The sequence below is a fragment of the Mesorhizobium sp. WSM1293 genome, from assembly GCF_000513875.1.
GTDB classification, from domain to species: Bacteria; Pseudomonadota; Alphaproteobacteria; order Rhizobiales; family Rhizobiaceae; genus Mesorhizobium; species Mesorhizobium ciceri.
This window is the reverse complement of the sequence record NZ_KI911320.1, coordinates 195,298-205,654: the sequence shown is the minus strand read 5'-3', so window position 1 is coordinate 205,654 and position 10,357 is coordinate 195,298. Positions and strand designations below refer to the sequence as shown.

At 62.4% G+C, this 10,357-nt stretch carries 12 protein-coding genes; 8 read left to right on the top strand and 4 right to left on the bottom strand.

The genetic code is table 11. The features are described from left to right. Positions 1 to 7 precede the first annotated feature (7 nt). The 5 genes from M729_RS0133630 to M729_RS0133610 all read left to right on the top strand — a co-directional run bounded on the left by M729_RS0133630 (position 8) and on the right by M729_RS0133610 (position 3,481). A complete protein-coding gene (locus tag M729_RS0133630; RefSeq protein ID WP_027164194.1) occupies positions 8 to 616 on the top strand; it encodes a cupin domain-containing protein in 609 nt (202 codons plus the stop codon). Beyond that, the gene (locus M729_RS0133625; RefSeq protein ID WP_027164193.1) at positions 606 to 1,691 is read left to right on the top strand and encodes an ABC transporter ATP-binding protein; all 1,086 of its coding nucleotides are present in this window, start codon (positions 606 to 608) and stop codon (positions 1,689 to 1,691) included. The genes M729_RS0133630 and M729_RS0133625 overlap by 11 nt, the downstream gene beginning before the upstream one ends. Before the next feature lie 177 nt (positions 1,692 to 1,868). After that, positions 1,869 to 2,474, top strand: coding sequence for a 2'-5' RNA ligase (locus M729_RS0133620; RefSeq protein WP_027164192.1), 606 nt, complete (start codon positions 1,869 to 1,871; stop codon positions 2,472 to 2,474). A gap of 134 nt (positions 2,475 to 2,608) precedes the next feature. Further along, positions 2,609 to 2,962, top strand: coding sequence for a nuclear transport factor 2 family protein (locus M729_RS0133615; RefSeq protein ID WP_013532858.1), 354 nt, complete (start codon positions 2,609 to 2,611; stop codon positions 2,960 to 2,962). A 168-nt stretch (positions 2,963 to 3,130) separates the two neighbouring features. Further along, positions 3,131 to 3,481 (top strand): ArsC family reductase, encoded by a 351-nt coding sequence (locus M729_RS0133610; RefSeq protein ID WP_027164191.1) that lies wholly within the window; start codon positions 3,131 to 3,133, stop codon positions 3,479 to 3,481. Between the two features lie 60 nt (positions 3,482 to 3,541). On the opposite strand, the gene M729_RS0133605 is transcribed toward M729_RS0133610, so the two are convergent. From M729_RS0133605 to M729_RS0133595, 3 genes are read right to left on the bottom strand one after another with little or no spacing between them, the layout of a single operon-like run. After that, positions 3,542 to 3,895, bottom strand: coding sequence for a DUF488 domain-containing protein (locus M729_RS0133605; protein ID WP_027164190.1), 354 nt, complete (start codon positions 3,893 to 3,895; stop codon positions 3,542 to 3,544). A gap of 21 nt (positions 3,896 to 3,916) precedes the next feature. Beyond that, positions 3,917 to 5,173 carry an aminopeptidase gene (locus M729_RS0133600; RefSeq protein ID WP_027164189.1) on the bottom strand — a complete coding sequence of 419 codons (1,257 nt, stop codon included), beginning with the start codon at positions 5,171 to 5,173 and terminating at the stop codon, positions 3,917 to 3,919. After that, positions 5,170 to 6,162 carry a LysR substrate-binding domain-containing protein gene (locus M729_RS0133595; RefSeq protein WP_027164188.1) on the bottom strand — a complete coding sequence of 331 codons (993 nt, stop codon included), beginning with the start codon at positions 6,160 to 6,162 and terminating at the stop codon, positions 5,170 to 5,172. The genes M729_RS0133600 and M729_RS0133595 overlap by 4 nt, the downstream gene beginning before the upstream one ends. A gap of 94 nt (positions 6,163 to 6,256) precedes the next feature. On the opposite strand from M729_RS0133595, the gene M729_RS0133590 reads away from it, so the two are divergent. The 3 genes from M729_RS0133590 to sbmA all read left to right on the top strand — a co-directional run bounded on the left by M729_RS0133590 (position 6,257) and on the right by sbmA (position 9,128). Then, positions 6,257 to 6,478: a hypothetical protein gene (locus tag M729_RS0133590; protein WP_027164187.1), complete on the top strand. Its 222-nt coding sequence runs from the start codon at positions 6,257 to 6,259 to the stop codon at positions 6,476 to 6,478. A 116-nt stretch (positions 6,479 to 6,594) separates the two neighbouring features. After that, positions 6,595 to 7,755 carry a YbfB/YjiJ family MFS transporter gene (locus M729_RS0133585; protein ID WP_032809871.1) on the top strand — a complete coding sequence of 387 codons (1,161 nt, stop codon included), beginning with the start codon at positions 6,595 to 6,597 and terminating at the stop codon, positions 7,753 to 7,755. Positions 7,756 to 7,868: 113 nt separating this feature from the next. Continuing rightward, entirely contained in the window at positions 7,869 to 9,128 is a 1,260-nt protein-coding gene (sbmA, locus tag M729_RS0133580) for a peptide antibiotic transporter SbmA (RefSeq protein WP_013532851.1), read from the top strand. 32 nt (positions 9,129 to 9,160) lie between these two features. On the opposite strand, the gene M729_RS0133575 is transcribed toward sbmA, so the two are convergent. Then, positions 9,161 to 10,168 carry a polysaccharide deacetylase gene (locus M729_RS0133575; protein WP_084652795.1) on the bottom strand — a complete coding sequence of 336 codons (1,008 nt, stop codon included), beginning with the start codon at positions 10,166 to 10,168 and terminating at the stop codon, positions 9,161 to 9,163. Positions 10,169 to 10,357 lie beyond the last annotated feature (189 nt).

Sequence of the window (10,357 nt, the reverse complement as noted above, 5' to 3'; positions counted from 1 at the left end):
CGAATGCATGGACATGCTGGATGAAGCGGCTGGGAAGCCGAAGGACGATGCCGACGTTCGCGTCGGCCGGCGCGTGCGGGCGCTGCGGCTGGAGCGCAATCTGTCGCTGGCCGATCTTGCGGCAAAGGCCGGCGTGTCGATCGGTGCATTGAGCCAGATCGAGCGCGGCATGTCCTCGCTGCGCGTCAAGGTGATCTGGCCGCTCGCCGCCGCCCTCGACATCGAGCCGTCGGCGCTGATCGCCGACGGCAGCGACACGGCGAACGACCTCTATTGCGTGCGTGCCGACAAGCGGCGGCAAATCCCGGTGAAATCGGAAGGCATTGCCAAGGCGCTGCTGTCACCCCCGGGCGCGACGCTGACCGGCATGCTGGTGACGGTGGAAGCCAAAGGCGGCACGGCCGAGGCCTATGCGCATGCCGGCCATGAATTCGGCTTCGTGCTGGCCGGTGAGGTCGAACTGGTGGTGGATTCGACGAAATACGGGCTGAAGGCGGGCGACAGCTTTGCCTTCAAGAGCACGCTTTTGCATGCCTTCCGCAATCCGGGCGCCGAGCGTTGCCAGATCCTCTGGGTCAACACCACGAAGCCGTCCGAGGTTCGCGATGGCGCCTGATCCACTCGTCCGGCTGCAGGCGGTCTCGAAGATTTTTCCCGGCGGCATCGTTGGGCTCGACGCCGTCGATCTCGACATTATCAGCGGCGAGTTCATCACGCTGCTCGGGCCGTCGGGCTGCGGCAAGACCACCAGCCTGCGCGTCATCGCCGGTTTCGAAAGCCCGTCGAGCGGCAAGGTGCTGCTAGACGGCCGCGATATCACGGCCCTTCGCCCGTTCGACCGGCCGGTCAACACCGTGTTCCAGGACTACGCGCTGTTCCCGCACATGAATGTTGCAGAAAATGTCGGCTTCGGTCTGTCGCTGCGCAAATTGTCTGGAGCCGAACAGGCTAAGCGCACCGGCGAAGCGCTCGACATGGTCGGTCTCGCCGACAAGCTTGGCGCCCGTGTCTCCGAACTGTCTGGCGGCCAGCGCCAACGCGTCGCGCTCGCGCGTGCCATCGTCTGCGAGCCGCGCGTGCTGCTGCTCGACGAGCCGTTGTCGGCGCTCGATGCGCATCTGCGCGAACAGATGCAGGTTGAGCTGAAGCGGCTGCAGTCGCGGCTTGGCACCACCTTCGTCATGGTCACCCACGACCAGACCGAAGCGCTGTCGATCTCCGACCGCATCGTCGTCATGAACAAGGGCCGTATCGAGCAGATCGCACCGCCGGCCACACTTTATGACCGGCCTGCCACGAAGTTTGTGGCGAGCTTCATCGGCACCATGAATCTCCTGCAATCACGGTTTGTCGGCCGCGATGGCGATCGCTTGCGTTTCACCGCCGGCACCCTGCCGCTGGAGGCTATTTCTGAAACCGGCGAGGCACCTGCCGAGGGCGCTACCCGCACCATCGGCGTGCGCCCGGAGGATTTGCTGGCGATGACCGAGGCCGCGCCCGGCACCGCACCGGCGCGCGTCAACAGCGTCGTCTTTCACGGCCGCACGCTGCGCCTGCATGCCGAACTCGGGCAGGGCGCGCCTGTCGTCATCGACGCGCCGCGCCAGGCCGAGGGTTTTCGCTTCCAGGTCGGCGACGTGGCGCATATCAGCCTGCGCCGTGGCGCCAACTGCCCAGTGCTGCCAGGTTAGTTCATCGAACTCTAAAAACCGGGGCCAACTGGGCGATCCACGATTTCCTCGAGGTCGAGGGTATCATCGGCTGCTGGGCGTGAGCTCGAATAGATTCCAGGCTTGACTCAAGGAGAGTGTTCCTGTTTTGTTCCGGAATGGAGCAAAACAGGAGCGTTCTTTGCCGGGCGTGTGCGTATGTATCTGCAAGGCGAATTCGACTATGGACTTCCAGAGCCGCCATGGCGGCCTAAACGGCCCGAGCGCGTGTTCTTCGGTTTGTTTTTGCATTCTAAGGACCATTCGCGCTTTGCCGATTGTCAAAATCGGCTATGCGGCCAATGCGGGGTAACCGGCGACCAACTGCTACCGGAGCGTTTTCACGTCAGCCTGCAGCATGTCGGTGATTACAAAAGGCTACGGTCCAAAATTCTTTTTGCGGCCGCCCGATCGGGACGGCGCATTGCGATGGCCCCGTTCGAGGTTACCTTTCGCTATGCCAGTAGCTTTCCCGGCCGACCGGCGACTAGGGGCAAGCCAGCCAAACACCCTTTCGTGCTTCTCGCCGATGACGGACCGGTTTGTGAGTTGAGCAGGAAGCTCGGCGTCGAAATGCTGCGCGAAGGCCTCAAGGCGTCAGATGGTTTCGTTCCGCATCTGACGCTTGCATATGACCGAAAACTTGTCCCCAAACAGCCTATGGGCCCAATCAGCTTTGTTGCACGAGAGTTCGTCCTTGTGCACAGCTTGCGCGGACTGAAGAAGTACGTTTTCCCGGAATGTTGGCCGCTGAGCGCGATGTGATGTGCTCACATCGTCGTCACATACTCCGAGCGATATCCATCATCCTGACATGGCTTGTCAGCACGGCGCGGTCCGACGATGGCAGGCCAGCAGGCTGTTCCCTACCTAAATGCGTCTGAACAGGAGGAACGCAAATGACCATCGCCGAAATTGCCAAGGATTTCACCGAGCTGCTCAAGCAGGGCGAGAACGAAGCTGCCGCCGAGAAGTACAATTCCGACGATATCGTGAGCTACGAAGCCATGGAGGGGCCGATGGCCATCTCCCGTGGCAAGGAGGCTCTCAGGCAGAAGGGCCAGTGGTGGCAGGAGAACAATGAAGTCCATGGCGGCTCTGTCGAAGGCCCCTATGTCAATGGCGACCAGTTCGCGGTGCGCTTCAAGTTCGACATAACGCCCAAGGCTACCGGCGAGCGTGTCACCATGGATGAAGTCGGCCTCTACACGGTCAAAAACGGCAAGATCACCGAAGAGCGCTTCTACTACTAGGGCCGAACCCCGGCTTCCGGCTCACGTCGCTGCAGGATCAGGAAATTAGACGGCCGGGACATTGTCCTGGCCGTCATCTGACACGGAGATATGGCAACGGCTCTGGCAAAGCGGGAAGTGTGGTTTAATCTGTGGAACGGATTCGACAGTCAGCCAAGGAAGCACGCTTTGACGATCACCATGTATGGCATCACCACTTGCGACACTGTCAGGAAGGCGCGCGTCTGGCTGGAAGGCCATGACGTAGCCTACCGGTTTCACGATTTCAGGGCCGAGGGACTGGACGCGAAGCGGCTGGATGGTTGGGCGGGCAAGGTCGGCTGGGAAAAGCTGCTCAACAAGGCGAGCACGACGTTCCGCGAGCTGCCGGACAAGGAAAAGCAGGGTCTCGACGAGAAGAGCGCCAAGGCGCTGATGCTGGCCAAGCCGACCATGATCAAGCGGCCGGTGCTAGAGGTAGGCGACCGGGTTATTGTCGGGTTCAAGGCTGATGTCTATGAGGCGGCGGTGGGGAAGTAGAGCTACCTCTCGTTCCACGGTGTTCCGTGGCCCGCCGGCTTTCGAAGGTTCCGAGTGCCCTCAACCCGCGCGCAGATACCCCGCCAGCGCCACCGCATTGTTGTGCGCCTCGTCATGCGCGCCGTAGAGCAGCGTCACCTTGCCGTTACCCAGCAGGCCTCGCAATTGCGTCACCGCCGCGCCATTCCCATCCAGCTCAGCGCCATACCGCTCCTGAAACTCCGCCCAGCGCACCGCCTCGTGTCCGAACCACTTTCGCAGCTCGTCGCTCGGCGCGATGTCCTTCAACCACAGCGTCAGCGCGGCGTCTTGCTTGCTGACGCCGCGCGGCCAGATGCGGTCGACCAGAACCCGCTGCCCGTCATCGGCAGCGGGCGGCTCGTAGATACGCTTGACCGCGATCTTGAAGGCCATCACACCTCTCGGCTGGAACCCTCAGGCCCACTCGCCCTTGCGCATGACAGGCACGCGGGCGCCGTCCTTGTGGACGCCATCGATGTCGATCTTGTCCGAGCCGATCATCCAGTCGATGTGGATGAAGCTCTTGTTGCCGCCGCGCGCGGCGATCTCGTCCTGGCTGAGCGAGGCGCCGTCGACGAAGCACTTCGAATAGCATTGGCCGAGCGCGATGTGGCAGGCGGCGTTCTCGTCGAACAGCGTGTTGAAGAACAACAGGCCGCTGGCTGAGATCGGCGAGGAATGCGGCACCAGCGCCACTTCGCCGAGGCGGCGCGCGCCCTCGTCGGTATCGAGCACCTTTTTCAGCACATCCTCGCCCTTCGAAGCCTTGGCCTCGACGATCCTGCCTTCTTCGAAACGCACCGAAATGTCGTCGATCAGCGTGCCCTGGTAGGACAGCGGCTTGGTCGAGGAGACATGGCCTTCGACCCGCCTCGCATGCGGCGTGGTGAAGACCTCCTCGGTCGGGATGTTGGGGTTGCAGGTGATGCCGTTCTTGGCGGTCGAGGCGCCGCCCATCCATTCATGGCCGTCCGCCAGTCCAACCGTCAGGTCGGTGCCCGGTCCGGTGAAGTGCAGCGCATGGAAATTATGGCCGTTGAGCCATTCTGTGCGGCTGCGAAGCGCCGCGTTGTGCGCCTTCCAGTTGCCGATCGGGTCCTCCACATCGACCCGCGACGCGGCGAAGATGGCATCGGCGAGTTTCACGACCGCAACATCGTCGGCATCGCCGGGGAAGACCTGTTTGGCCCAGGCGAGGTCCGGATAGGCAACGATGTTCCAATTGATGTCGAAGCCGGTGATCTTTTCCAACGCCGGCTGATAAGCCATCGAATTGGCCTTGTTGGCGCGCGCCACTTTCGCCGGATCCTGTGCGGAGAGCAGCGACGGATCCTCGCCGCGCACCGCAAGCCTGGCCGCATTGTTGGAGAAGGCCTTCGCCATGCCTTCATAGAGCCAGCCGGCGGCGCGGTCGAAACCGGCATCGGCGCCGAAGCGGTAGCGCGCCAGCGTCATCTCGTCATCGTTGAAGATCGGCGTCACCAGGCCGGCGCCGGCCTTGTAGGCATGCTCGACGATCCGCCTGGTTAGCGGCAGTGCCGCGATCGATGACGTCAGCACCAGATCCTGCCCTGGCTGCAATTGCAGCCCGACCTTGATGGCGACTTCCGCCAGCCTGTCGAGCTTCACCGGGTCGATCGATGCGGAAACGCCGCGCGAATGTGTGGTCATGATCCTGCCTGTCGTAGTTTGATGTCCGACCTATCATAGAGCGGCGGCGCGGCGCTTTCCACCGCGATCGCGCCGGCGGGTTTTGGGTTTGCGGACCCGAACCGCGCCATGGTTGCTTCGATCTCTTCCCTGATCCAGATCTTGAAATCCCGGACCTTGCGGCTTTCCGCCTTGACGGACGAGGTCACCAGCCAATAGCCGAGCCCGCTCTGGGCGCGGATGCCGAAAGGCGCCACCAGCCGCCCGTCGGCCAGCGCATCCGCGGCGAGCAATTGCCAGCCCAGCATCACGCCATGGCCGGCAATCGCCGATTCCAGGCACAGCATCGGGTCGGTGAAACGCGCACCCTTGAGGAAGCTGACAGGTGGGACGCCGGCCGTCTCGAACCAGCTTTCCCAGTTGATCATTGCCCGCTCGTCGGTGATCGCGCAGGTCTGGGCAAGGTCCTCGATCGACTTCAGTTTTTGGGCAATCGCCGGCGCGCAGACCGGGAAGACTTCCTGCGCCAAGAGCAGTTCCGTGCGCCCGCCCGGCCACTTGCCGTCGCCAAGCCGGATGGCGATGTCGATGTCTGAGTGATCGAGATTGGCCAGCCGCACCGAAGCGTCGATGCGCAGCAGCACGTTGGGATGCCGGTCGAAGTGGCGAGATAGTCTGGGCAACAGCCACTTCGAGGCAAAGGCCGGCGCCACCGAAACCACCAATGTGCATTGCGTAGCCTCGTCGGCCAGCGCCACGGCCTGGGAAAGCTCACGAAATCCAGCACCAAGGCGGGCCGCGAAGACGGCGCCGAATTCGGTCAGCACCAGACCGCTCGCCGTTCGCTCGAACAGCGCCTGGCCGAGCTGTTTTTCGGTACGGCTTATCTGCTGGCTGACGGCGCTGACGGAAACGTTGAGCTCACCGGCGGCCGCCGCCAGCGATCCGAGACGGGCAACGGTTTCGACGGCGCGCAGGCCGTTGAGGTGGACGCGATTGAGCATGGCCATTGAGTTTTTCTAAACTGATCCGGCTGAAATCTCAATTGAAAGGCATGTCGAAACGGCGGATTTTATCGGAAGAGACAGACCTGTGGAGCCGGAAATGCTGAGGATCTTGTCGTCGTCGCTGGAGGTCTTTTTCGCTGCGAGTACGCCGTATGAGCCGCACCCGGACAGCGAAACGCAGAGATGGCTGACCGATCCGCTTTCGCATCCGATGCTGAACACCATGTCGGAGCGCGAACTGGGCGATGTGCCGTTCAGGCTGACGGCACGGCGGACAGTGCACGAGACGGCCCCGTTGCACGCCGGCGGCCGCTGCTGAGCAGGCGCCAAGCGTTCCGGCTTGAGGAAAGTCGAGGCGAGCACCACGTCCCGCGCACGCGCTGGCCCAACAGATGGCGATTGTTTCAGCGACCCCTGCACTTATTGTGCAGTGCAATGACATCAGCCACCTCGACAGCGCTGCGTTTCGCCTTCGCCGGCATGATTGCCATGGCGGTTGCCATGGGCATCGGCCGTTTCGTCTACACGCCGATCCTGCCCGGCATGATGCAGGAATTGCATCTGTCGCCTGCCGATGCCGGTTGGATCGCGTCGGCCAATTATCTCGGTTATCTCGTCGGCGCGTTGGCAGCGGCGGGCGGCTGGGCGCATGGGCGCGAGCGCCTGCTGATGCTGGCGGGGCTTGGCGCCAGTACGGTCCTTGCCGCGCTGATGGGGCTGACCGAAGCGATGGCGGCCTTTCTCGCTATCCGCTTTCTGGCCGGTCTGGCCAGCGCCTTCGTCATGGTGTTCATGGCCAGCATCGTTTTCAGCCACATCGCGGCTGCCGGTCGCAACGACCTGCAGGCCTGGCATTTCGGCGGCGTCGGGCTCGGCATAGCGGCATCGGCGGCGATGATGGCGGTGCTGGTCGCCGAGCATTCGGGCTGGGCTGCAGGCTGGCTGTGGTCGGCGGCGATTTCGGCCTGTGGTTTCGTCCTCGTTGCGCTGTTGGCCAATGAGGGTCCGCTCGGCAACGGCGAAGTCACCCGCGAGCCGGCACTGCGGATGGACCGGTCGTTGGTCAAGGTCATCGTCGCCTACGGCCTGTTCGGCTTTGGCTATGTGGTGACGGCGACATTCCTGGTCGCCATCGTCCGGCAAGGCGGCGGCAGCCGCGTCTTCGAGGCCATGGTGTGGATGGTCGCCGGTCTTGCGGGCTTTCCCTCAGTCTGGCTCTGGCAGAAGGTCGCGGCCCGCACCGGCCTCTATGCCGCCTATGCGCTGGCGTGCTTCATCGAAGTTGCCGGCGTCACCGCCAGCGTCGCCATCGGCGGCGCCACCGGGCCGCTGCTTTCCGGCGTGCTGCTCGGTGGCACCTTCATTGCCATCACCGCATTTGGCCTGCAGGCCGCCCGGCAGCAGGCGCCAAGCGCGCCGCGGCGGATATTCGCCCTGATGACGGCTGCGTTCGGCCTTGGCCAGATCATCGGGCCGGTCGCCGCCGGGTTTCTGGCGCAGATGTCCGGCGATTTCTTCCTCGCCTCGATCACAGCCGCGATCGTGCTGGTCGTCTCCGGCGCCATCACATGGTCGGCTGCGCCAAAATCGCCATGATTGTGGGCTTGCTGTGCCGGGCATCGGGCACGGGCATTTTCTTTCCCACTAATGTGTGACTTTATGCCCGCTGTCGTCAGCTGATTTGCGCCTAGATCGAGGAATTCGCCACAGTGTTCGTATCCTTTTTCCCGCAGCCGAAGCTGTTCTTCACTTCGGCCGCCGTCTGGAGCCTTGCGGCGATCCTGTTCTGGTTCTTCGGTGGTGAACAATTAGGTACGGTTTTCGGATTGCCGCCCGCCGCGGCCGGCGCGCCGCCCATCATCGGCATCGCCATCCTCGTATCGAAGCCGTTCCTCTGGTTCTATCTCTATTTCGCGTTCTGCGTGCTCGTCTTCTACGCATTCTGGAGCTGGTATTCGCCGCATCCGTGGCAACGCTGGTCGATCCTGATGACCGCGGTCATTCTGTTCTTCATCTATTTCAATGTGCAGGTCAGTGTCGCCGTCAACGCCTGGTATGGGCCTTTCTTCGACTATGTGCAGGGCCTGATGTCGGGGACTGGAAAGTCGACCAACAGCGAATTTTATATCGGATTGGCTGATTTTTCGTGGCTCGCCCTGGTCGGCATGAATGTGCAGGTGGTCAACGCCTTCATCGTCAGTCACTGGATCTTCCGTTGGCGCACGGCGATGAACAACTACTTCGTCGAGAATTGGGGCAGGCTACGCCACATCGAGGGTGCCTCGCAGCGCATCCAGGAAGACACGATGCGGTTCTCGCAGATCATGGAAGATCTCGGCTCCAGCTTCGTCCAGTCGATTATGACGTTGATCGCATTCCTGCCGGTCATGATCCAGTTGCAGGCCCATATCACCGAGTTGCCGATTATCGGCGCGATTCCACAGCCATTGGTTGTCGCAGCCCTTGCCTGGTGTCTGTTCGGGACGATCTCGGTCATGGTTGCAGGTCTGAAACTTCCAGGGCTGCAGTTCCGCAACCAGCGCGTTGAGGCAGCCTACCGCAAGGAACTCGTCTACGGCGAGGATCACGCGGACCGGGCCCAGCCGGCCACCACGGCCGAGCTGTTCGAGAATGTTCGCCACAATTATTTCAGGCTCTATTTCCACTACATCTATTTCAACGTCGTCCGTTACACCTACCTGCAGGCCGACAACATTTTCTCGCTGCTGATCCTCGGTCCCTCGCTGGTGGCGCACAAGATCACGTTCGGCGCGCTGAACCAGATTTCGAACGCATTCGGCAAGGTGACCGGTTCACTGCAGTTTCTGCTCACCTCCTGGTCGACCATCGTCGAGCTGCAATCGGTCCACAAGCGCCTGCGCGCCTTCGAGGCGACGCTGCAAGGCGAGCCGCTGCCCGATATCGACCAGCGCTATCTGGCAAGGCAGGGCGCTGAGGATCCGGCCTAAAGATCGAGGTTGGAAACGAACCGGTTGGCGGCTCAGCCGCCGACTGAGACCTGCCTCTGGCCGGCATCCTGCCGCGAAACATAGTCGCGAAAACTGATGCATTCGACATCGGCCTTGACACAGACATCGCCGGCAAAACGCTCCAGCGCGTTCCAGTAGGCGCCGTCATTCATCAGCGCGAAGTGGAAGCCGAGCTCCAGCGGAATGCGCTTGCCGGCATACTGCTTGTCGAAGGCGGCGCGGAAGGCATCATAGGTCCGGTTGGCGAACTCGCCCGCTTGGCTTGGCCGTTCGAAGCCGCCGGAATGCCTGACATAGAGATTGTAGTCCATGGCGATCACCGGCCGTGACTTCGGTCCTTCTGGAATCTGCGGCAGCGAAAAGTGCATGACGCCGTTGCTGGCCGTCGGTCGGGCGGGGCCCTGCGAGACGCCGCTGGCGTCGAATTGATAGCCGGCGGCCGGCAGCGCTTCATAGAGCGCCTTGCCCGTCGACAGATACGGCGCGCGAAAACCGACAACCGCATGCCGTGCGAAATCGCGCCAGCCCTCAGGCTCGGGCGCAATGCCGTTGATGGCATAGGCGTTCTCGAGAATGTGCTCGAACGAACCGAACTCTTTCAGCCAGTCGGCCTTGCTCCAGTCCTTGCCGTCGAAATGGCCGCAGCCATGGCTGGCGATGTCGTGGCCCTCATGCGCGGCAAGCCCGATCTGCTCGAGCCGGTCGGTGACTTCCTGTTTGGAGGCGGCAAAGCCGATATTGGATTTCCCGGCGCTTCTGCCGGGTGCGGTGTATTCCTTGCGTGTTTCCGTCGACAGCAGGAAGACGCAGGACAGAAAATAGGTGAAATGTGCGCCGGTGCGCTCAGCCAGTGCTCGACTGCGCTTCCACTGCGAAATGTCGCGGGCGCTGTCGAACGAGATGATGACGACCTGCTTGGGCTTTGCCGGCACCGGTGGCGCGGGCGGGTCGGCCAGAGCCACGCCGGCAGTGACGAGCGCGGCAAGCGAAAACGCAACAACGCGGAACGGACGAAGCATAGGAATCTGATCTTAACTCGGGGAACGTCTGCAAGCCGGCTATCGCCTAAATGTGGCGCGGGTGCGATGGGCCTCGTCGGCTGCTCGTCCGGGGCAAACATCCGTTTGCCCCGGACAATAGGCGATTTTCCGGTCGAACCCCTTCCATGCCGGCAAAATTTCGCTAAAACGCGGGCTGACAAAGGCCCG

What these genes read in the sequence shown, in the direction of transcription:
- M729_RS0133630 (WP_027164194.1), top strand. Translation starts at nt 8, where the DNA reads ATGGACATGCTGGATGAAGCGGCTGGGAAGCCGAAGGACGATGCCGAC.
- M729_RS0133625 (WP_027164193.1), top strand. Translation starts at nt 606, where the DNA reads ATGGCGCCTGATCCACTCGTCCGGCTGCAGGCGGTCTCGAAGATTTTT.
- M729_RS0133620 (WP_027164192.1), top strand. Translation starts at nt 1,869, where the DNA reads ATGTATCTGCAAGGCGAATTCGACTATGGACTTCCAGAGCCGCCATGG.
- M729_RS0133615 (WP_013532858.1), top strand. Translation starts at nt 2,609, where the DNA reads ATGACCATCGCCGAAATTGCCAAGGATTTCACCGAGCTGCTCAAGCAG.
- M729_RS0133605 (WP_027164190.1), bottom strand. Translation starts at nt 3,895, where the DNA reads ATGGCCTTCAAGATCGCGGTCAAGCGTATCTACGAGCCGCCCGCTGCC.
- M729_RS0133600 (WP_027164189.1), bottom strand. Translation starts at nt 5,173, where the DNA reads ATGACCACACATTCGCGCGGCGTTTCCGCATCGATCGACCCGGTGAAG.
- M729_RS0133595 (WP_027164188.1), bottom strand. Translation starts at nt 6,162, where the DNA reads ATGGCCATGCTCAATCGCGTCCACCTCAACGGCCTGCGCGCCGTCGAA.
- M729_RS0133590 (WP_027164187.1), top strand. Translation starts at nt 6,257, where the DNA reads ATGCTGAGGATCTTGTCGTCGTCGCTGGAGGTCTTTTTCGCTGCGAGT.
- M729_RS0133585 (WP_032809871.1), top strand. Translation starts at nt 6,595, where the DNA reads ATGACATCAGCCACCTCGACAGCGCTGCGTTTCGCCTTCGCCGGCATG.
- M729_RS0133575 (WP_084652795.1), bottom strand. Translation starts at nt 10,168, where the DNA reads ATGCTTCGTCCGTTCCGCGTTGTTGCGTTTTCGCTTGCCGCGCTCGTC.